At 60.9% G+C, this 21,113-nt stretch carries 19 protein-coding genes and 1 tRNA gene; 14 read left to right on the top strand and 6 right to left on the bottom strand.

Annotated elements, in window-relative coordinates:
- Position 1 precedes the first annotated feature (1 nt).
- From HF854_RS03180 to HF854_RS03195, 4 genes are all read left to right on the top strand, one after another.
- Entirely contained in the window at positions 2–1,360 is a 1,359-nt protein-coding gene (locus HF854_RS03180) for an MATE family efflux transporter (RefSeq protein WP_168934977.1), read from the top strand.
- Positions 1,361–1,383: 23 nt separating this feature from the next.
- A complete protein-coding gene (locus HF854_RS03185) occupies positions 1,384–2,319 on the top strand; it encodes a M14 family metallopeptidase (RefSeq protein WP_168934978.1) in 936 nt (311 codons plus the stop codon).
- Positions 2,320–2,502: 183 nt separating this feature from the next.
- Positions 2,503–3,438, top strand: a complete 936-nt coding sequence (locus HF854_RS03190) for a LysR family transcriptional regulator (protein WP_168934979.1) — start codon at positions 2,503–2,505, stop codon at positions 3,436–3,438.
- Positions 3,439–3,463: 25 nt separating this feature from the next.
- A complete protein-coding gene (locus HF854_RS03195; RefSeq protein WP_168934980.1) occupies positions 3,464–5,008 on the top strand; it encodes an outer membrane homotrimeric porin in 1,545 nt (514 codons plus the stop codon).
- Between the two features lie 39 nt (positions 5,009–5,047).
- Here HF854_RS03195 and HF854_RS03200 read toward each other — a convergent pair whose 3' ends face one another.
- The 3 genes from HF854_RS03200 to HF854_RS03210 all read right to left on the bottom strand — a co-directional run bounded on the left by HF854_RS03200 (position 5,048) and on the right by HF854_RS03210 (position 8,087).
- On the bottom strand, positions 5,048–5,305 hold the full coding sequence (locus HF854_RS03200) for a hypothetical protein (protein ID WP_168934981.1): 258 nt from the start codon (positions 5,303–5,305) through the stop codon (positions 5,048–5,050).
- 122 nt (positions 5,306–5,427) lie between these two features.
- A complete protein-coding gene (locus HF854_RS03205) occupies positions 5,428–6,174 on the bottom strand; it encodes a Rossmann-like domain-containing protein (protein ID WP_240937644.1) in 747 nt (248 codons plus the stop codon).
- Positions 6,175–6,506: 332 nt separating this feature from the next.
- Positions 6,507–8,087 (bottom strand): putative bifunctional lysylphosphatidylglycerol flippase/synthetase, encoded by a 1,581-nt coding sequence (locus HF854_RS03210; protein ID WP_168934982.1) that lies wholly within the window; start codon positions 8,085–8,087, stop codon positions 6,507–6,509.
- 242 nt (positions 8,088–8,329) lie between these two features.
- Here HF854_RS03210 and greA point away from each other — a divergent pair, with 242 nt between their 5' ends.
- The 7 genes from greA to groL all read left to right on the top strand — a co-directional run bounded on the left by greA (position 8,330) and on the right by groL (position 14,160).
- On the top strand, positions 8,330–8,818 hold the full coding sequence (gene greA / locus HF854_RS03215) for a transcription elongation factor GreA (protein WP_168935013.1): 489 nt from the start codon (positions 8,330–8,332) through the stop codon (positions 8,816–8,818).
- 161 nt (positions 8,819–8,979) lie between these two features.
- Positions 8,980–10,083, top strand: coding sequence for an AI-2E family transporter (locus HF854_RS03220; RefSeq protein WP_168934983.1), 1,104 nt, complete (start codon positions 8,980–8,982; stop codon positions 10,081–10,083).
- A 5-nt stretch (positions 10,084–10,088) separates the two neighbouring features.
- Positions 10,089–10,946 (top strand): D-alanyl-D-alanine carboxypeptidase family protein, encoded by an 858-nt coding sequence (locus HF854_RS03225; RefSeq protein ID WP_168934984.1) that lies wholly within the window; start codon positions 10,089–10,091, stop codon positions 10,944–10,946.
- A gap of 86 nt (positions 10,947–11,032) precedes the next feature.
- A complete protein-coding gene (locus HF854_RS03230) occupies positions 11,033–11,239 on the top strand; it encodes a twin-arginine translocase TatA/TatE family subunit (protein ID WP_006004692.1) in 207 nt (68 codons plus the stop codon).
- 11 nt (positions 11,240–11,250) lie between these two features.
- Positions 11,251–11,688, top strand: a complete 438-nt coding sequence (locus HF854_RS03235; protein ID WP_168934985.1) for an ACT domain-containing protein — start codon at positions 11,251–11,253, stop codon at positions 11,686–11,688.
- A gap of 474 nt (positions 11,689–12,162) precedes the next feature.
- Positions 12,163–12,453: a co-chaperone GroES gene (gene groES, locus HF854_RS03240; RefSeq protein WP_006004684.1), complete on the top strand. Its 291-nt coding sequence runs from the start codon at positions 12,163–12,165 to the stop codon at positions 12,451–12,453.
- 60 nt (positions 12,454–12,513) lie between these two features.
- The gene (groL, locus tag HF854_RS03245) at positions 12,514–14,160 is read left to right on the top strand and encodes a chaperonin GroEL (RefSeq protein WP_006004682.1); all 1,647 of its coding nucleotides are present in this window, start codon (positions 12,514–12,516) and stop codon (positions 14,158–14,160) included.
- 468 nt (positions 14,161–14,628) lie between these two features.
- Here groL and HF854_RS03250 read toward each other — a convergent pair.
- The 3 genes from HF854_RS03250 to HF854_RS03260 all read right to left on the bottom strand — a co-directional run bounded on the left by HF854_RS03250 (position 14,629) and on the right by HF854_RS03260 (position 16,438).
- Positions 14,629–14,705, bottom strand: a tRNA-Arg gene (locus HF854_RS03250).
- A gap of 308 nt (positions 14,706–15,013) precedes the next feature.
- Positions 15,014–15,709, bottom strand: coding sequence for a hypothetical protein (locus tag HF854_RS03255; RefSeq protein ID WP_168934986.1), 696 nt, complete (start codon positions 15,707–15,709; stop codon positions 15,014–15,016).
- Positions 15,710–15,874: 165 nt separating this feature from the next.
- Positions 15,875–16,438 carry an HPP family protein gene (locus HF854_RS03260; RefSeq protein ID WP_168934987.1) on the bottom strand — a complete coding sequence of 188 codons (564 nt, stop codon included), beginning with the start codon at positions 16,436–16,438 and terminating at the stop codon, positions 15,875–15,877.
- Between the two features lie 755 nt (positions 16,439–17,193).
- Here HF854_RS03260 and HF854_RS03265 point away from each other — a divergent pair.
- The 3 genes from HF854_RS03265 (at position 17,194) to HF854_RS03275 (ending at position 21,050) form a co-directional block, all read left to right on the top strand.
- Entirely contained in the window at positions 17,194–18,402 is a 1,209-nt protein-coding gene (locus HF854_RS03265; protein ID WP_168934988.1) for an ammonium transporter, read from the top strand.
- A 46-nt stretch (positions 18,403–18,448) separates the two neighbouring features.
- Positions 18,449–18,784, top strand: a complete 336-nt coding sequence (locus HF854_RS03270) for a P-II family nitrogen regulator (RefSeq protein WP_168934989.1) — start codon at positions 18,449–18,451, stop codon at positions 18,782–18,784.
- 109 nt (positions 18,785–18,893) lie between these two features.
- Positions 18,894–21,050, top strand: a complete 2,157-nt coding sequence (locus HF854_RS03275; protein ID WP_205906016.1) for a glutamine synthetase III family protein — start codon at positions 18,894–18,896, stop codon at positions 21,048–21,050.
- Positions 21,051–21,113: the final 63 nt, after the last annotated feature.

Raw genomic sequence — 21,113 nt, forward strand, 5'->3', positions numbered from 1 at the left:
CATGCCCCCGGTTCCTCCCCAGGCGGCCGCCCTGTCCGCCCCCTCCCGCAGGGAATATGCAGCCATGCTGCTGCCCTTCATCCTCTCCACGGTGACGCAGCCGCTCATCGGCGCCGTGGATACGGCTGTCATGGGACGCCTTTCCGACCCTTCCTATATCGCGGGAGTGGCCGTAGGTGCCGTCATCTTCAATACCCTGTACTGGCTGCTGGGTTTCCTGCGCGTGGGCTCCACAGGGTTCAGCGCGCAGGCCTTGGCCACAGGGGATGCGGAGGCCGCCTGGAAGGCATTCCTTTTGCCGGGCATCATGGCCCTGCTGCTGGGCACGCTCATCCTGTTGTGCCGGGATGCCGTCTTTTCCGGTGCCATGTTCCTGTTGCGCCTTGATCCGGCTGCCAGAGAAGTCGCCGGGATCTATTACGACATCCTGATCTGGACGGCTCCCCTCACGCTGCTGAACTACGCCATACTGGGCTGGCTCATGGGGCAGGCCCGCATCAGGGCCTCCCTGCTCATGCAGATAGGCGGCAATGCGGTCAACATGCTGCTCGACTTGCTTTTCGTAAGCCTGTTCGGCTGGGGGGTACCGGGAGTGGCCGCAGCATCCGTACTGGCCTGCCTGTTTGCCACCATCACCGGGCTGGTCGCCATGCGGGATTCCCTGCCTCCCCTCCCTGCCCCGCTCCCCAGTCTCGTCCGCGTGGGGGAAATGCTGCGCATGGCACGGGTCAACGGCAATCTGTTCCTGCGTACGGTCTGCCTGCTGACCCAGACCAACATCTTCATGATCACCACGGCATCTTTCGGGACCCTGACCATCTCGGCCAATGCCGTCATCCTCCAGATCATGCTGATCTTCTCCTATGTTTTCGAGGGGATCGCCAATACATCGAGCGTATTTGCCGGAAAGGCCGCCGGACAGGGCTGTGCCGCCATTCTGGAAAGGACACGGCGCCTTACCCTGCACTGGTCCCTCGCGGCGCTGCTGGGCATGACCCTGATCTACGCCACGGGGCACACGCCTTTGCTGCGCCTGTTCACCGATCTGCCGGAAGTCCTGGCCGCTGCGGAACGGTATGCGGACTGGGGGATATGCTTCCCGGCATGCGCGGCCCTGGGCCTGACCTACTATGGCCTGTTCACGGGCAGCAGCCTGACCCGCCCGGTCTTCCTCTCCACCCTGCAGGCCCTCGTGGCTTTTTGTCTGGCCTGGCTGGCTTTTGTCCCTTTCTGGGGCAACCACGGCCTGTGGGGCGCATACCTGATCTTTTATGCCGGCAGGTCGTTCTTCCTGCTGCGCTACTGGCCCCGGCTGCGTGACGCGCCTTTCTTCAGGCATGGCGGCGCGGCCCTTTGCTGAACCTTATCCTGACAGAGACGTACATGAACTTTCATCAAACTTCGCGGGCGGAAGCCGCCCCGGGGCAAAAAACGATCGCCCTGCTCCGTGAGCGTGACCTCTCCCTGCCCGTGACCACCATACACGGCAACAGACCCGGGCCGCGCGTGCTGCTTACCGCCGGCATACACGGATGCGAATATTGCAGCATACAGGCAGCCATAGAGCTGGCGTCAGAACTGGACCAGGACGTCGTGGCCGGACGGCTGACCATCGTCCACCTGGCCAACGCTTCGGGATTCAGCGAACGGCTGTCCGAGATCGTGGCGGAAGACGGCAAGAACCTGAACCGGGTCTTTCCGGGCAGGGATGACGGCAGCCAGGCCGAACGTCTGGCCCATCTCATCACCAGTCTGCAGGATGATGCCGATTTTTATGTGGACATGCACGGCGGTGATCTGCACGAAAGCATGCACCCCCTCGTCTTCATCCCCGGCGTGGCCGAAAAACGGATCACGGACAGGGCAAGAGAGGCCGCCAAGGTCCTGGATGTGGACGTGCGCGTCCTTTCTTCGGCCACGACAGAAGCCTACAACTCCGCCGCCTTGCGCGGCGTACCGTCCCTGCTCATCGAACGGGGCGGCAACGGCGTCTGGTCCCGGGCCGAAGTGGATGCCTACAAGCGGGACATCCGGGCGCTGCTGGCCCATCTGCAGCTCTTGCCGCCCGTCACGGGGCTGCCCTGCCGGGAGCAGCGCGAGATCCGGGATGCCGTCTATCTGACGTCGAAGGACCAGGGCTGCTGGTACCCGGAAGTCACGCCCGGAGCGCCTGTCAGCCGGGGCACGGTACTGGGGACCGTCCGCGACATCTTTGGCCGTGCCATCGACTGCTACCGGGCCGAAAAGGACGGCATCATCCTGTACATGACGGTCTCTCTTGCCGTGAAGGCCGGTACGCCCCTGGTGGCCTACGGCTAGACACAAGGGCTGCCGGCCAGCGTGCAGATCCGCCTCTCCGGGGAGCCTCCGCCCCGGAAATACAGGAAATCTGCAACATGCCGGCACTCTCCTCGTCCGGGGCGCGAAAAAGCATCCTTGACGGGCCTCGTCCCGCAAGGCGCCCTTTTCACATAAAAAATACGCCTTCCGGCAAGCATCATCATGGAACTGCGCCAACTTGAACACTTTGTCACTACAGCCGATTTCGGCAGCACCCGGCGTGCTGCCGAGACCCTGTATACCTCGCAATCCAGCGTGAGCAAAAATATCAGCATGCTGGAAGAAGAGCTGGGGGTCACGCTGTTCGTCCGCTCCAACCGCGGCGTTTCCCTGACAGAAGCAGGCAGGGAATTTTATGACCAGGCCCACGCCATCCTGCAGAACGTCCGCCTTATGAAGCAGATGGGACGGCAAAAAAAATACAAGAAAATAAACATCTCCTGCTATCCGTCCACCATGATCTCGCGGCTGTTCTGCTTTTTGTACAACACCATCAACCACGATGAATACAAGATGTCATTTCTGGAAGGGACGGTGGAGGACATCGTGGACAATGTCCATACCGGCGTTTCCGATATCGGCATCGTCTACTTTTCCAAAGACCAGCATAAATGCTTCTCGCATGTCCTTGCCCACAAGGACATCGAATTCATCGAGATCTCGCAGCATGAGCCCTGCATCTACGTAGGGCCCAAGAATCCCCTGTATGACCGGGAAAGCATCAGCTTCTCCGACCTTGATGACAACAGCTTCATCCAGCCGGTCAATGACTTCTTTTCCATAGAGCATCACCTGGACAGGATCAGTGTGGGGATGTCCAAAGCGGCAAATTTCAAAAGCCTCTTTTCCACCAACAGCGACAATCAGATCATCGAGATGCTGCTGCATACGGATATCTGCAGTTTCGGCATACGTCTGATGAATGATTCCTTCAGAAAGTATGCCATCCGGGATATTCCCATAGATGGCTGCGGAAAATGCCTTTCTTTTGGCTACATAAAAAAGAGGAATACGACTCTTTCCACGGAATATGAAACCTTTCTTGAGCTTGTAAAAAAATATCTTTGCGATCCCCAAAACAAAAAAACAACAGCATAAAACTACTGTCAAAGGAGTAACGGATATGAAGAAACACCTGGCCATCCTTTTTCTTGCGGCCGGCATGCTTCTGGGGGGAGCTCAGCAGGGCCAGGCCGTGGACTTCAAGGCCAAGGGCGTATGGATCAATATGCTCGAGTACGGCGGCGGGGGAAATTTCGTTAAAAATGACCGCAACGGCCATAACGTGACCGGATGGGGACGCTGGGGAGAGGACGAGTTCGAGGCCAAGACACGTGTCCGCCTGCAACTGGAGGCCATCGCCTCGGAAAGCCTTTCGGGGACCGTCTATTTTGAGATCGGCGCCGCCACCTGGGGCAGCGCTTCCAAAGGAGGTGCTCTGGGTGCTGACAAGAATATCGTCAAGATAAAGCACAGCTATCTGGACTGGGTCGTCCCCGGCACGGCCGTCAAGGCCCGCATGGGCATCCAGCGTATCTTCCTGCCGGATTACGCCTCCGAGGCTTCGCAGGTCTTCGATGCCGACGTGGCGGGGATCAACGTGTCCGCCCCTCTTGGCGAGCACGCCGCCGTGACGGCATTCTGGGCACGGCCATTCAATGACAACTGGAGCGGGGGGGCGGACGGAACGACCCACTACCTGGACAATGTGGACGTATTCGGACTTTTGCTGCCTCTGACCTTCGAAGGCGTACGCCTGACCCCCTGGGCCATGCTGGGCATGGTGGGCAGCAATGCCTTCCGCTCCGGCAATGACTACTATGGCAGCGGCTACGGTTCGGGCATAGGCCCTTCGTGGTATGCCCTGCCCGCCCACAAGGCTGACGGCACCTCGGCCAATGCCTACGGAACGGCATTCTGGGCAGGCCTGACCGGCGAGATCACGGCTGCCGATCCCTTCCGGCTGGCCTGGAGCGTCAATTACGGCACCTTCGATTCCGGTGAAGAAGCCCTGAACCGCAGCGGCTGGTATGCCTCACTGCTGGCCGAATACAAACTGGACTGGGGCACGCCCGGCATCTATGCCTGGTACAGCAGCGGTGATGACGATGATCCGACGAACGGTTCCGAGCGGCTGCCGTCCTTTGATTACAATAACGAATGCACCAGCGGTTTTTCCGGCTTCGGGACGCTCGGGACCTGGACCATCGGCCGCGATGCCGTACTGGGCTATACCCTGGCCGGTACATGGGGCTTTGGTGCGCGCATCCGGGACCTGAGCTTCATCGACAAACTCAGCCACACCATCCGTGTCAACTTCTATAACGGGACCAATGCCCCCAGGATGGCCCGCTACATCAAGGGAGAACTGGACGTTCCCGGCCATGCGGGCCGCAGCCTGTACGGCACGGCCTCGGACTTCAATAACGTCAACACCAATGGCGGCATCTACCTGACGCAGCGGGACTATGCCGCGGAATTCGGCATCATGAGCTCCTACCAGATCTATGACAACCTGCGTCTGCTTGTGGAAGCCAACTATATAGCCCTCTGGCTGGATCAGTCGTCCGATGTCTGGGGAGGTTTCAGCAAAAACGGCAGCTGGCACCGTGCCAACAGCATCGAGGACGCCTGGAACGTCAACATGAGCTTCATCTACAAATTCTAGGTTTCGTAAAATGCGGGCCGGACATGTTTGACGCCGTCATCAGGCCGGCCTGCCGCACAAAACCTCTTCCTGCCGCAGGTGACCTGCCTTTCGGGGCTGTTGCCTGCGGCTTTCCATCTTGCGGGTCCCCACCCACATCCGGGCATAGCCTGCAGCACTGCTGCGCAGGGCGATATACAGCAGCCCCCGCAGGGGCGCGGGCAGAAGATGCAGCAGCACATCGCGGCAGCCTTCCCGCAGGCGCAGGGAAAGCTGCTGTTCCAGTACCTGGCAAAGTATCCTGTCATTGTCGGTCATATGCTTACCTCCGCATATGCCGACAGTCTGGATCCCCTTACCTGTCAGGATGATGTCGGACAACCGACATTCTCCCGACAGCCAAGCAAGGGGACGCCATGGCCAGTCCCGCCGGGCAGGCCTCAGGCCGACATGGGGCAGAAGCGTTCCGCCCCCAGGACATGCGCCGCCCCGGCACAGGAGGTACCGAAGAACAGCACCGGCTTGCCGATACCCAGAAAATTGACGAACGAACCGTTGCAAAGCGTGCTGCCCGTACACAGCACCAGCTCGGCCCAGTCCCGCACCACATCCTGATAGGCTGCCATGCCGTCTTCCACCAGCACGCCGGACCGGACCGTCCCCACGATCTCGGGATTGAGATCCAGCACCCGCACGCTGAATTCTTTGGACAGCCGTGCCAGCAGCGCAGGCTGGAACCCCACCAGGGCGATGCGCGGCGTACCGAAGCGCTCCCGGACAAGAGCGGCATACCGTTCCGCGCACAGCTCCGGCCCGTCATCGCGGCAGTGGACCGTATTGCCGATTTCGCCCACTGCCCGCAAAACGGCATTGAGCGTGGCCACCAGCATCCCGGCTGCCTGGGGATCATGTGTCGTGTCCAGTTCAAGCACATCGGCCAGCGAGCCCTCGAAATCCACCGGCGCACTGGTGAATGCCTGCCCAAGAGCCTCGCCGAACCGGGCCTGGAGCATGACTTCCCTGCCGTTGAGAATGGGATAGTCCGTGCGCGCGGTCCTCCCTATGGCTTCTTCCGGGGTAAGGCCGCGGCTTTTCAGGCTGATACTGCGCTCGTCCAGATGATGCCGTGCGATGGCATCACGCAATGCCTCCTTGAGGCGGGCATACAGGATTTCTTCCGTCATCATGGTCCATACCTCCGAATGGTAACGGGCGTCTTCCAGCCTGAAAGACGCCCCCAAAAAACACCAGTATAGCGGCAATAGCCGGCGTTTTCGCTGCCCTGTCATCCGCCACGTTGCCAGGCGCATGCCATGTCCCGGCCCGGACACCTGCAGCCAGACGGCGGAAGCCCTCCGGCCTCCTTTTTACCGGTCCGACCGGAGAAAACGCGTGCCCCGGTCATGCTTGCCGCGGCTGACAGTCTGCCCGCAGCCTCAAAAAGAACTCCGGCCCATCCTCTGCCCCGCCAACGAAAAAGGCTGCCCCATGCGGGACAGCCCTCAGATACATCTCGACTTCAGACGCGCGGGACACGCCCGGATTGCAGATTGCGTTCCTGCAGGCGCTTGCGGGCCCGCAGGCTGACCCGGACGAGCCACGACACCAGGACCACGACCGCGATGCCCACATCGGCCAGCAGCACGCGCGAAGCGTTGAAGTGCTGCTCAAAGCCCCACAGGGTGGCCCTGTCCCATGCCGGATGGTAGATGAACCAGCCCAGGCCCATGGCCAGGCCCAGAGCCGCAAAGGCGAGGACCAGCCAGTGTGCCGGGATGGCTTCTTCCCAGAAGAAGGAAGAACGATAGAAGCGGCGCCGGGACAGCCAGACCGTTATAAGCACCACCAGGGCGGCACCGGCGGCCAGGAAGGAGAGGCCCTTGAGCAAAGCCCCTGCGATGCCCAGCAGCAACAGGATCACCGCCATCCAGAAGGCACGGTTCTGGCGCCGCTCCAGCCCATAGGCCACGAAGAGCAGCAAGGCCCCGGAAAGCGCACAGACCAGATGCCCGCCCATGAGCAGGGTACGGGGAAGGAAGTCGTCAAGCTGCGCCACCACGGCGGGCAGCGTCGGCAGCATGGCGGAGACCAGCAGGATGCAGCCGCCCACGAAGGTGGTGTAGGCCGCGATGGAATGGGAAAGTACCGAAAGCCAGCGTCCCGCTTCCCGCAGGGTATTGCGGCTTTGCCGGGCTTCGTACACGGCCAGCAGGGCCGCGGCGGCCAGCAGCGGCAGGATGAAATAGATCAGGCGGAACAGCAGCACGGCTGCAAAAACAGCCTGCTCGCGCGGGGTATGCGTCAGGTGCAGGATGACCAGCTCGAAGACCCCCACGCCACCGGGCACGTGGGTCAGCACCACGGCCACCTGCGCCATGAGGTAGCTGGGCAGGAAGTCGATGAAGCCGATGCCCAGATCATCGGGCAGCAGCACATACATGCAGGCGGCGGCAGCGATCAGGTCCACCCCGGCCACGACCATCTGGGCCACGGCGATGCGGGGGATGGGGAAGACGAATTCCTTGCCGAAGATATGGACCGGTTTGCGGATGGTGAAGCACAGCACCAGATAGGAAAGGGCAATGGCCAGCAGGATGCCCCCCAGGAAGCGTACGTCATGGATGGGCATCTTGGCCAGCAGCTCGTCAGGGATCACGGGCGGCGCCAGCAGGAAGACCACGCCGCACAGTCCCAGGGCACCGACCCAGAAGGTGACGGCCAGCATGAGCACGAGACGGACGATCTCGACCAGGGAAAAGCCCCAGGCAGAATAGAACCGGTAGCGGACGCTCGTACCGCCCAGCAGTGCCCCGAAGTTGTAGCTGACGGCCTGCCCTACCAGGGAAACGAGCCCCACACGCGGCAGGGGCAGGGATTTGTGGATGGCCTTCAGGGCGAGCCAGTCATAGCCCACCAGGATGATGTAGTTGACGATCATCAGGCCGATGGAGAAACAGATACTGCCCGTGGAGACCTGCTGGATGCTTTCTCTGATCTGGGCGATGCTGTAAGCTTTGAGCTTGTGATACAGGAGATATATGGCCAGCACGAAAAGTGCCGTTATGAGTACAGGCCCCAGGTAACGCAAGTATTTTTTCATGGCGTTCCGGCAAGGTAAGAAGTTGTTCAAATTATCTTCACCATATACGCAGCTGCCTCCCGGTGCAAGCCTCAACATGCCCGGCGGCATCCCCGCAGACGGGTGATCCGTATGGTCTGCGGGGCTTGACCAATATTGGGGCAACGGCTATAGTCCAAATAACGAATACAGTTTTCACGCGCTCCGCTGCCCGCGCAGCGGACGCTTTTTTTTCATCTGACGAACAGAGGTGTATCATGGCCGTGACCAATATCCCCATTTCCAAGCAGGGCTACAAGCGTCTGGAAGAAGAGCTGGCCCGCCTGAAGAGCGAACGCCCCGCCATCATCCAGGCCATCAAGGAGGCCCGTGAAGAAGGCGACCTGCGCGAAAACGCCGGTTATGATGCCGCCCGCGAACGCCAGGGCATGGCGGAAGCGCGCATCAAGTATATCGAGTCCCGCATGGCTCTTTACCAGGTGGTCGACCTGGACAAGCTGAGCGGTGACAAGGTCATCTTCGGCTCCACGGTGGAAGTGGAAGACGTGGATACCGAAGAAAGCCGCACCTACACCATCCTCGGTCCCGACGAAGCCGAGCCCGCCAAGGGTTCCATCTCCTTCCTCTCGCCCGTGGGCCAGGCCCTGCTGGGCAAGGAAGTGGGCGACGAAGTGAGCGTGGACATCCCGCGCGGCCGCGTCACCTACGAGATCGTGGACATCACCTTCCGCGGCTCCAGCATCTTCGACTAACCGTTGGCACCGGAACACCATCAAGCCCTGCTGCATCCCTGCACAGGGCTTTTTTTCGGCTTCTGCCCCGCGGTCGTCCCTCTTCCCACAGGGAACTTGGCAGCTCCGGCCCCGCGTGCTATCCTCGCCCAGACCCATTCTGCCGCTTAAAGGTTCCCCGCATGCCCAACATGTTGCCGCGCCTCCTGTACATCCTTGCCGCACTGGCCTGGTTCCTGCTGCTCCGCCCCAACCCCGTCACCATCGTCATGGCCGGATGCTTCGCCTGCCTGACGCTGCCCGTCTACCGGCGTATGCGCTGCACGATCCGGCACTGGCGCAAGCGTCTGCGCCTGCGCCATCCGGGCAGGCTGGGGCACATCGTGATCTCCTGCTCCCATCGCCTGCCGCTGTACGGCTATATCGTCATGATCTTCTCGGCTGTGGTCATCCCCATCAGCACCTTGGTGCTGCTGGTGTCGCCCCAGGTGGCCGGCGGTCTGGCCAGGCTGCGGGAACTCCAGGCAAACAACTTCCAGCTGCCGCCCGAATGGGTCATGCGCTTCCAGGAGCTGCGCCACAGCCTGGCGGACTATCCCAAAGTGGACAAGATGATCTCGGAGTTCCTCAGCAACCTCGATGCCATGCTGGCCGATACCATGGGCCTGCTCATCAACCGCAGCGTGGACGTGCTGGGCGGCACCATGACCGTCCTCTGGACCCTGTTCCTCTTCGTGACGCTCACGGTCATCTTTGCCGCCTACGCAAGCCGCATCAACCTGATCACGGCCCGCATCTTCCACATACCAGCCACCATGCTGGGCCGTTTCGTCCTGGCCATCCGCCGGGCCCTGCAGGGCGTCATGCTGGGCATCGTCCTGGTGGCCATCGCCCAGGGGGTCCTGTGCGGTATCGGCTTTGCCGTGGCGGGCATCAAGCAGCCTGCCTTCTGGGGGCTGCTGGCCACGGTCGTGGCGCCCATCCCCTTTGTGGGCACGGCGCTCGTCTGGGGCCCGCTCTGTCTTTCCCTCTGGTTCTCCGGCGCCACCATGCCCGCCGTGGGCCTGGCCCTCTGGGGCACGCTGGCCGTGACCAGCGTGGACAACATCCTGCGCCCCCTGTTCCTGCAACAGGGCATCAATGCTCCTTTCTTCGTACTGATCATCGCCATCCTCTGCGGTCTTGGCAGTTTTGGTCCCATGGGGCTCATCATCGGCCCCGTGCTGCTGGCCATCGCCATGCAGGCTGTGGAAGAAGCCCATCAAACCTACCACCATATGGCCTGAAGCTCATGTTCCACTCCCCCTCCATCCCGGGGCGCTGGCTGTGCGTCCTGCTGCTTGTCCTTGCCATGCTCTCGCTGCCTGCCGGTGCCGATGCGGCCCGCAGGGCCCGCGCTGCCGTCATGATCAACCTGAGCAACGGCAAGGTGCTGTACGAGCACAACCCCAATCTGTCCATCCCGCCCGCCTCTCTGACCAAGGTCATGACCATGTATGTGGTCATGGACCGCATCAAGATGGGCCGCCTGAAACGCAACACCAGCATCCGTGTCCATCCTACGGCCCGGGTGGGCGGTTCCAGCATGCGTTTGCGTCCCCGCCAGAGAGTCACCGTGGACCAGCTCCTTACCGGTATGGCCGTAGCTTCGGGCAATGACGCCGCCATGGCCATATCCCAGCATATCAGCGGCAACAGCCGCAACTTCACCCACCTCATGAACCACAAGGCACGCCAGCTCGGCATGACCCGGACGGTCTTCAAGAACCCCACGGGCCTGCCCGCAGCGGGCCAGCGCACCACGGCCCGCGACATGGCCACCCTGGCCCGCGCCTATCTGCGCAGCCATCCCCAGGCCATGCGCTACCACAGCCTGCGCTCCTTCCGCTTCAACGGGCGCACCCTGGGGGCCACCAACACCATGCTGGGCATACCCGGTGTCGATGGCCTGAAAACGGGCTGGACCGTGGCCTCCGGTTACAACATCATCGTCACGGCCCGCCGTGGCAAGACCCGCCTGCTGGTGGTGGTCATGGGCGGCAGGAGCCGCGCTGCCCGCGACATGGTCGCCCACAGCCTCATCGAGGCGGGATTCAAGGCACCCGCCTCTCCCCAGCAGGTACGCAAGCGCATGCGAGGTGTCCTTTAGCGCAGCACGTCTTGACCTCGGCACCTTCACGTCGTATGTTTTTCAAATCAATGGCCTGAAAGGCTCAACATTCAAGGGAGGCCCCCATGTTCGGCATCGGCATGCAGGAACTGTTACTTATTTTGATCGTAGTGCTGCTCATCTTCGGCGCCAACAAACTGCCGGAAATCGGTGGCGGGCTGGGACGGGCCATCCGAAATTTCCGCCGGGCCTCGTCCGAGCCTGACGAGATCGACATCACCCCCGGCAAGGACAAAAAGCCCACCTCGGGCGACGATGCTCCCAAAGCGTAGAGGATCCTGCCATGAAAGCTGAACAACTTTCCGTTTTTCTGGAAAACCGCGCCGGCCGTCTGGCCGAAGTGACCCATACGCTGGCTGAGGCCGGCGTCAACATCCGCGCTCTTTCCCTGGCTGATACCTCCGATTTCGGTATCCTGCGCCTCATCGTTGATGACCAGGAAAAAGCCAAATCCGTTCTCAAGGAACACAGCTTCACCCTGGGCCGCACCAGTGTGGTCGCCGTGCAGGTGCCCGATACCCCCGGCGGTCTGGACAGCGTGCTGCAGTTCGTCTCGCAGCATGGCATCAATGTGGAATACATGTATGCCTTCATCACCCGTGAAGCTGACTGTGCCATCATGATCTTCCGTTTCGACAAGACCGACCAGGCCGTGGATCTGCTCAAGAGCAACGGCTTCACTGTCCTGCCGCCGGATCAGCTGTTCGGCAACAAAGACTAGTCTATCTTGCAGATAGCTGTTTTCAGGCCCCGCCCATGCGGGGCCTTTCTTTTTTCGGCCCGCAACCAGCCCAGCGTCTGCTCTGATGCATCCGGTATCCCCGCCCTCACACCGGATTGCCTGTGCCGGCACAAGGCTGGCTGCACGCTTGCTGCCGCATCCTCCGCTTTTCATCCTGCTCCTGCCGCGTTTTTCCCGGCCATTCCCCAGTACCCGGGAAAACAGCTGGGAAGAAAAGTTTTTTGTTTTTATAACATATTGATTTTATTTATTTTATGCTAAAAAAATAACTTTTCTGCAAAAAAAATTCCTTTTGCCCCTTTTCAAGCGCAAAGAGTGTCTTATCTACTATCCCGTTGCGGGACCGCAGCAATGGTTTACGGCGGTCATGACGCGATAATTTCAGCTCCGCCCCGCGGACGCTGTGCATGCCACCCAAGCGTGGCCATAAAAATTTTTGGAGGATCTGACACCATGAAACTGCAGCCCCTGAACGATCGTGTGCTGGTCAAGCGCCTGGAAACCGAAGAAAAGACCGCCGGCGGTCTGTACATCCCCGACACCGCCAAGGAAAAGCCCTGCAAGGGTCAGGTGATCGCTACCGGTCCCGGCAAGGTCCTGGAAAACGGCACCCGCGTTGAACTGGCCGTCAAGAAGGGTGATCAGGTGCTCTTCAACAAGTACGCCGGCACCGAAGTCAAGCTGGACGGCATCGACCATCTGGTGATGCGCGAAGAAGACATCCTCGCCATCCTGACCGACTAACGCATACGCGCCGGTCATACACACTCTCCGCTTTTCGATTATTCCCAGGAGGAAAATATAATGTCCGCTAAAGAAGTTCTCTTCGACGTGAAAGCCCGCGAAAAACTGGCGCGTGGTGTTGATAAGCTGGCCAATGCCGTGAAGGTGACCCTCGGCCCCAAGGGTCGTAACGTTGCCATCGAAAAGTCCTTCGGCGCTCCCGTCATCACCAAGGACGGCGTGACCGTCGCCAAGGAAATCGAACTGGACGACAAGTTCGAGAACATGGGCGCCCAGCTGGTGAAGGAAGTCGCCTCCAAGACCTCCGACGCCGCCGGTGACGGTACCACCACCGCCACCATCCTGGCTCAGGCCATCTACCACGAAGGCGTGAAGCTGGTGGCTGCCGGCCGCAATCCCATGGCCATCAAGCGCGGCATCGACAAGGGCGTGGAAGCCCTGATCGGCGAACTGGCCAACCTGGCCAAGCCCACCCGCGACCAGAAGGAAATCGCCCAGATCGGTACCATCTCTGCCAACTCCGACGCCACCATCGGCAACATCATCGCCGAAGCCATGGCCAAGGTGGGCAAGGAAGGCGTGATCACCGTTGAAGAAGCCAAGGGCCTGGAAACCACCATGGACGTGGTGGAAGGCATGCGCTTCGACCGCGGCTATCTCTCTCCCTACTTCGTGACCAACGCGGAGAAGATGGAATGCGAGATGGACAACCCCTACATCCTGTGCACTGAGAAGAAGATCTCCAGCATGAAGGACATGCTGCCCGTGCTCGAACAGGTCGCCAAGGTCAATCGTCCTCTGGTGATCCTGGCCGAAGACGTGGAAGGCGAAGCCCTGGCTACCCTGGTGGTCAACAAGCTGCGTGGCGCCCTGCAGGTCGTGGCCATCAAGGCCCCCGGCTTCGGTGACCGCCGCAAGGCCATGCTGCAGGATATCGCCATCCTGACCGGCGGCCAGGTGGCTTCTGACGACACCGGCACCAAGCTGGAAAACATGACCCTCAACGACCTGGGTACCGCCAAGCGCGTGGTGGTCAAGAAGGAAGACACCACCATCGTTGACGGCGCCGGCAAGGCCGACGAAATCAAGGCCCGCGTGAAGCAGATCCGCGCCCAGGTGGAGGAATCCACCTCCGATTACGACCGCGAAAAGCTGCAGGAACGCCTGGCCAAGCTGGTGGGCGGCGTGGCCGTGGTCCATGTGGGTGCCGCTACCGAAGTGGAAATGAAGGAAAAGAAGGACCGCGTGGAAGACGCCCTGAACGCTACCCGCGCTGCCGTGGAAGAAGGCATCGTGCCTGGCGGCGGTACCGCTCTGATCCGCGTGTCCAAGGTGCTCGACAGCATTAAGCCCGCTGACGACGACGAACTGGCCGGCGTGAACATCATCCGCAACGCCATCGAAGCTCCTCTGCGCCAGATCGCCCACAACGCCGGCTTTGAAGGCTCCATCGTTGTGGAAAAGGTCCGCCAGGGCAAGGACGGCTTCGGCTTCAACGCCGCTACCGGCGAATACGAAGACCTCATCAAGGCCGGCGTCATCGACCCCAAGAAGGTGACCCGTACCGCCCTGCTGAACGCCGCTTCCGTGGCCTCCCTGCTGCTGACCACCGAATGCGCCATCTCCGAAAAGCCCGAACCCAAGAAGGACGCTCCTGCCATGCCTGACGGCATGGGTGGCATGGGCGGCATGGGCGGCATGTACTAAGCCGCCGCGAAGCCCCCGCTTCCGACTGAATGAAAAAGGCCCCGCTTCCGGCGGGGCCTTTTTTGTATCCGAGGTTTCCCGGTAATACGATCACGACCGGGCACACTTACTTCGACAACAGCGAAACGGAGGTGGAGCCAACTTACTTGGGCAGACTCCCTTGGGACATTGGGAAGCCCATCCCTGCTGCACTGTTCAAAACAATAAGGCGCCCCCCAGAGCGGGGAGGCCGGTGTCCGCCATGAGCAAGATCAATGAAGGAAGGATAGCAGGACAAAGCGATAGTCAGCCTCTCCTCGCCTCGCCTTGGACGTGAAAACATTGCTCACCATATCCTCTTCAAGCAAAGGGGGAGACTCCGGACAGGGACAGCGCGATAGCATGCGGCATCTTTGCCCGCACGCCCTGCTGAAGAAAAGATACAAAACAAGCGGTCAGCCTGTTACAGCTAACCGCTTGTTTTTGTTGTGGTGCGCCCGAAGAGATTCGAACTCCTGGCCTACAGGTTCGTAGCCTGTTGCTCTATCCAGCTGAGCTACGAGCGCGTCGTGAGGGTGTTCTTATAGAAAAGCGGGCAGCCTGTCAATGCTCTTGAGGAAAGAAAACGATTTTTTTTGAAGCGTACCCCGGAGCGCGGTCACCGGGCCTTATCCTGTGGGATCGCCCTGCCCTTGAAGGATCGCTGAAAAAGCATTCCTTCCAGTATGCAGAATCGACAGGATGCTGGCAGAGTCCCGCCTGGCCTTCTAGCCAGGAGTCTTTCCATTTACCATTTCTCCCGCCATGCCCTGCAAAACAATATCGCCCCGCCTGAAAACATCAGACGGGACGATTCTCTTGACAGGAAGCCAGCTTATTGGGCAGCGGGCGTACCGCGCAGGCAGCGCAGCAGGGCATCGTAGCTGCCGATGCCGTTCAACCCAGTGGACATGGCCACACACTGGCGGAAAGCCGCCGTAGCTGCAGCCTCAGCGGCAGTACACTGCTGCATGACGTCAGCATTGCCCTGCGAGAGCTGGGTACAGTAGTTGGCCGTGTCGTAGCCCAGCAGGTTCGCCACAGGCGAGGCCGGAGCAGCCGCAGGAGCCGGGGTAGCCGCCACGGCGGACTGCCCTCCTTCGGCAGGCGCAGCAGCGGTAGCGGCGGTGGCATCAGAGCCGGACAGAGCGCTGTTGAGCAGATAGCCGCCGGCAAGGCCGGCACCCACGCCCAGCAGGGCGCTGCCCATGCCGCTGCCCTGCGACTGCGGTGCGGCCATGGTCTGGCCGGGGGCCATCGTCTGACCATAGGGCATGCCCTGGGCCGTGGTGGGCTGGGTGGCCGTAGCGGCAGGAGCCGTAGTCGTCGTCTTGGGAGCGGTCGCCGTAGCCGCCGCTGCCGGGGCAGCGGTCGTCTGTTGCGTGGCCGTCGGGGCAGGCTGGGTCACCGGTTTGCTGACCGTACGCGGGCGGACACGGTTACGCTTGACCGCCGCATCCGAACAGTCCACAGAGATCATGGCGCCCGCCACCAGAAGGCCCAGCAGCACGGTAAAGACCTTTTTTATCATCGACAATCTCCTTTAAAAAGGGAATAGCCACTGAAGGACAGTGCTTCGGTTACTTCTTTTATAATGTATCCTATTCCCTTTCCGCAGGCAAGACAGCTCCTTCTCTTCCGGATCCGCCGATCCTGTCATGCGGCAGTCTGCGCCCTGCCCAACTGCCCGTGAACTTTACCTCCCTGACAGGATATGGAGACCCGTCGTCTCTCCCCCTTTCACGCGCACACGACCGTACAGGCGGGCCCACAGATATGCCGCTGCCGTCATGGACCAGGCAACAGCCAGCATGAGGGCAGCACCCGCCAGGCAGGGGACTACAGCATACCAGAAGCCCAGCTGCCGGATCTGCTCTCCGCCTGTGACGGCGATAAGGGCCGTGGCCCCTCCCGGCGGATGCACTGTCCCGCTCAGCAGCATGACGGCGATGGCTGTGGGCACGCAAAGGCATACAGCCCAGAAGGGCGGCAGCCATTGTGCGCAGGCCACACCGACCAGAGCAGAAAAAAAGTGCCCTCCCAGCAGATTGCGTGGACGGGACAACGGACTGTCCGGGGCTGCGAACAGCAGTACCGCCGAGGCACCAAAAGAACCTATCAACATGGGCACGCCGTAATCGCCTACGGCCAGTCTGTCCAAAGCCGCCACCAGTAACAGGCCGCAGCAGCTCCCCAGCCAGGCACGCCCTACCTTGAGAGCACTTGCGCCCCTTCCTGCCAACCATGCTTGTCCGGGCATCCTGATCTCCTTGTCTGTGTTTGAAGGTCATCCTCTTGTTCCACAGGGAGATACCCGCATCACGCCCGGGATTCCGTGTGCGGGCGCACGAAAACCATCTTTTCCCGGCAAGAAGCAGGATGGATTCCTCACCATGCAGGCAGGCCAACTTCGCCTTTGCACAGATCCTGTCCAGGGCATATCTTTCCGCCCTTGTTGTCTTGGTCCGCAGGGAACTATCCGGCACAAAACAACGCTTCGTAACATAGCGTCTGTCCGTCCGGACCTGCGGCTCCGCTTTGTCCACATTTTGGTATAAAATTAAAAAAATATAATTATATCAATATGATATATTTCAATTTTCAGTGATTGGGTGTTCAATCAATGTATAGCGCATCAACTTTCTACATTCTGGTAGAAAAATAAAAATATCTTCATATCTAGTTGATTTATAAAGATTATCAACCTCAAATCCCGTTTGTGCCGTAAAGCGCATGTTCGTACATTCAGCACATTTCTACCATTTGGTAGAAATATACCTTTCCCAAGGACTCTTTTTCTTCTGCATTATGGTGCGCTTTCGTTAAATATAAATTTTTTATAAATAATTTTAGCTTATTACATCAACAAACCTTCCTCATATCTGCTTCTGGCACAAGGATTGCTTTGTCCTGTGCCGTCTGCCGCTGCTCGCTGTCTGAGAAAACGGCAATCATATTTTCCGCAGTGCACAGGCCCGATACCTGTCGCACCGCCAGACCACAGGAAGGTTTTCCATGAATCCTGCAGACACCGCGTTCATCATCCTTTGCGCCACGTTCGTCATGCTCATGACCCCGGCTCTGGCCTTATTCTACGGCGGGCTCGTCCGGTCAAAGAACATCCTCTCCACATGCATGCACAGCTATGCCTCCTTGGGGATGGTTTCCATCATCTGGGCCCTGTTCGGCTATTCCCTTGCCTTCAGCGGCGATATCTCCGGCCTTATCGGCAACCTTGACCATGTGTTCCTCATGGGCGTGGGGGGCGAAGCCAACGGCCCCGCAGCCAATCTGCCGCATAATGTCTTCATGGCCTTCCAGTGCATGTTCGCAGCCCTTACCGTGGCGCTCATTTCCGGTGCCTATGCCGAACGCATCCGTTTCTCGGCCATGCTGGTCTTTTCCGCACTCTGGACGGTCTTTGCCTATTGCCCCATGGCACACTGGGTCTGGGGCGGTGGCTGGATGGCCAAGCTGGGCGCCGTGGACTTTGCCGGTGGTGCCGTAGTGCATATGGCTTCCGCCGCAGCTGCCCTGGCCTGCGCCCATGCGGTGGGGCCCCGCGCTGATCTCGGCAAGACGCCCATGATCCCCAATAATCTGCCCATGACGCTCTTTGGCGGCGGCCTGCTCTGGTTCGGCTGGTTCGGCTTCAATGCCGGCAGTGCTCTGGCTGCCAACGCCCTTGCGGGCCACGCCCTGGTCACCACCCATCTGGCCACGGCCGGCGGCATCTTCGGCTGGATGCTCCTTGAATACCTGCGCTTCGGCAAGGCCACGACCCTGGGTGCCATCTCCGGTGCGCTGGCGGGCCTCGTCTCCATCACGCCCGCAGCCGGTTTCGTGGGAGTCATGCCTGCTTTGGCCATCGGCTTTGCCGGCGGCATGATCTGCTACGGTGGCATCCTGCTCAAGAACCGCCTGGGCTATGACGACGCCCTCGACGTGGTAGGCATCCACGGTGTAGGCGGTACCTGGGGCGCCTTTGCCACCGGTCTGTTCGCCTCCGCCAGCATCAACGGTGTCAACGGCCTGTTCTACGGCAATCCGTGGCAGCTTGTGGTTCAGATCATCTCCATCGTCGCCACCTGGGGCTTTGTTTACCTGGTCAGCCGCATCCTGCTGAAGCTGACGGATGCCCTGGTGGGCCTGCGTGTGGATCCCGCCTCCGAGACCCGGGGTCTGGACCTCAGCCTGCACAACGAACGCGGCTACACCCTGTAACTGCCGAGACATCTCCACCTGTCACTAGGAATATCTGGAGCCCATCATGAAAAAGCTCGAAATCATCATCCGTCCGTCCAAGTTCGAAGAAGTGAAGCAGCAGCTGACCGCCATCGGCATCCACGGCATGAACTACAGCGAAGTGCGCGGCTTCGGCCGCCAGCACGGGCATACGGAAGTCTATCGCGGCACCACCTACGCCGTGGACTGCCTGCCCAAGATCAAGATCGAGATCGTGGTCCATGACGAAGCACTGGAAAAAGTGCTGCAGGCTGTTACCGTAGCCCGCACCGGCGAGATCGGCGATGGCAAGATCTTCATCTACGACGTGCTGGATGCCATCCGCATCCGTACCGGTGAACGCGGCCCTGACGCCCTGTAAGGAACCGCTACCCAAAGTTTTTCCGTTTTCCTCCCCATCAGGCCGCCGTGAAAGGTGTCACCCTCTCCTTTCCAGCGCGCCTGAAAAAAGAGATCCAAGGAGTCTCCCCATGAATGCTCGAACTGATGCCATCCGGCAGATCGCCCAGAGCCATCCGGACCACCAGCCCCCTGCCACCGATATCGACACCATCTTCGGTTGTGACGTTTTCTCCCTCGACATCCTGCAAAAGCGTCTGCCCAAGCCCGTGTTCCGCACGCTGAAGGCCACCATCGCCCGCGGTGAATGCCTTGACCCGGACATCGCGGATACCGTGGCCTGCGCCATGAAGGACTGGGCCATCAGCAAGGGGGCCACGCACTACACCCACTGGTTCCAGCCCATGACCGGCCTGACGGCCGAAAAGCACGACGCCTTCCTGACCCCCACTGGCGAAGGCCGCGTCATCAACGAATTCTCGGGCAAGATGCTCATCTGCGGCGAGCCCGATGCCTCCTCCTTCCCGTCCGGTGGCCTGCGCTCCACCTTCGAGGCCCGCGGCTACACGGCCTGGGATCCCACGGTCCCTGCCTTCATCATCGGCCGCACCCTGCATGTGCCCACCCTGTTCTACAGCTATTCGGGCGAGGCCCTGGACCGCAAGATCCCGCTCATGCGTTCCATTTCCGCCCTTTCCCGCCAGGCCCTGCGCATCCTGCGCCTGTTCGGCAACGATACGGCCACCTTCGTGCGCCCCAGCGTGGGACCGGAACAGGAATACTTCCTTGTCGACCGCCGTCTGGCCGCCCTGCGCCCCGACCTGCTGCTGGCGGGCCGCACGCTGATGGGCACCCCGCCCGCCAAGGGCCAGGAGATGGAGGACCACTACTTCGGCTCCATCCCGGCGCGCGTCATGGCCTTCATGCAGGATGTGGAGGACGCCCTGTTCCGCCTCGGCATCCCGGCCAAGACCCGGCATAACGAAGTGGCCCCCGGTCAGTTCGAGATCGCGCCCATCTACGAGGACGCCAATATCGCCACCGACCACAACATGCTCATCATGAACCTGCTGCACGAGATCGCGCCGCGGCATGACTTCATCTGCCTGCTCCACGAAAAGCCCTTTGCCGGCGTCAACGGCAGCGGCAAGCACAACAACTGGTCCATCAGCGATTCCGAGGGCAACAACCTGCTCGATCCCGGCAAGACCCCGCTGGACAATGCCCAGTTCCTCGTCTTCCTGGCCGCCGTGCTGCGGGCCGTGCACAAGCACAGCGCCGCCCTGCGTCTGGGCACGGTGGGTGCGGGCAACGATCACCGTCTGGGTGCCAACGAAGCCCCGCCGGCCATCATCTCCGTCTATCTGGGCGACATGCTGACCGACGTCATCGACACCATCATGAACGGTGTGACCCACAAGCCCGGCCGCACCAGCATGGAGATCGGCGTTTCCTCCCTGCCGCCCCTGCCCGTGGATCTTTCCGACCGCAACCGCACCAGCCCCTTTGCCTTCACCGGCAACAAGTTCGAATTCCGGGCCGTGGGTTCCTCCCAGTCCATCGCGCCGGTGAACATCGCCCTGAATACGGCCATGGCCTGCGCCCTGGACGACATCGCCACCGAGCTGGAAGCCACCGTGGGTTCCGGCACGAGCCTCAACGCCGCCCTGCAGGAGCTGCTGCCCCGTCTGTTCCGGGAACATCAGGCCGTGGTCTTCAACGGCAACGGGTACTCGGAGGAATGGCCCGTGGAGGCGGCCCGTCGCGGCCTGCCCAACCTGGCCACCACCGTGGATGCCCTGGAACGCTACAACACGCCTGAAGTCATGGACGTGTTCCTGCGCCAGAACGTGCTTTCCGAACGCGAGATGCTGGCCCGGCAGGAGATCCTGCTGGACACCTATGCCAAGACCATCGCCATCGAAGCCTCGCTCATGCTGGACATGTCCCGCACGCAGATCCTGCCCGTCGCCCTGCAGGAGCAGGCCGCTGCCGCCGATCTGGTGCTCAAGACCCGGGCCGTCAGCACCGAGGCCGCCATGGAAGAAGAGCGCTTCACCTGCCTGCGCGGCCATACCGTGGGCCTGAACGCTGCCCTTTCCGCCCTAGAACAGCAGCTTGCCGCGCTGCGTGCCGCTGCGGACGCCCACACGGCCGCCCGTATCGCCCGTGACGGCGTGGTCCCTGCCATGCAGACCTGCCGCGAACACTGCGACGCCCTTGAGCGCATGCTCAATGCCGCCGTCTGGCCGCTGCCCTCCTATGCGGAGATGCTCTGGCTGCACTGATCCCCGAACTGGTCCCTTTGTCTCCCCGGGCCGGGCATGACCATCCCCGCCCGGGGGCGTTTT

This window comes from Desulfovibrio piger, from assembly GCF_012843875.1.
GTDB lineage: Bacteria > Desulfobacterota > Desulfovibrionia > Desulfovibrionales > Desulfovibrionaceae > Desulfovibrio.